Source organism: Stenotrophomonas sp. SAM-B (genome assembly GCF_013387485.1).
GTDB classification, from domain to species: domain Bacteria; phylum Pseudomonadota; class Gammaproteobacteria; order Xanthomonadales; family Xanthomonadaceae; genus Stenotrophomonas; species Stenotrophomonas maltophilia_AA.
The window spans coordinates 1-450 of the sequence record NZ_JABBXB010000034.1; the positions used below are offsets into that span (position 1 = coordinate 1).

The following is a 450-nucleotide window of genomic DNA, read 5'->3' on the forward strand; positions in this document are numbered from 1 at the left end:
AGCAGTGGGGAATATTGGACAATGGGCGCAAGCCTGATCCAGCCATGCCGCGTGTGTGAAGAAGGCCTTCGGGTTGTAAAGCACTTTTGTCCGGAAAGAAAAGCTCTGGGTTAATACCCCGGGGTCATGACGGTACCGGAAGAATAAGCACCGGCTAACTTCGTGCCAGCAGCCGCGGTAATACGAAGGGTGCAAGCGTTACTCGGAATTACTGGGCGTAAAGCGTGCGTAGGTGGTTAGTTAAGTCTGTCGTGAAAGCCCCGGGCTCAACCTGGGAATGGCGATGGATACTGGCTCGCTAGAGTGCGGTAGAGGAGAGTGGAATTCCCGGTGTAGCAGTGAAATGCGTAGAGATCGGGAGGAACATCAGTTGCGAAGGCGGCTCTCTGGACCAGCACTGACACTGAGGCACGAAAGCGTGGGGAGCAAACAGGATTAGATACCCTAGTA

Annotated in this window: 1 rRNA gene; it reads left to right on the forward strand. The window is 54.4% G+C overall.

The annotated features are described in order from the left end of the window. A 16S ribosomal RNA gene (locus HH110_RS19105) occupies positions 1-450 on the forward strand; the annotation flags it as partial.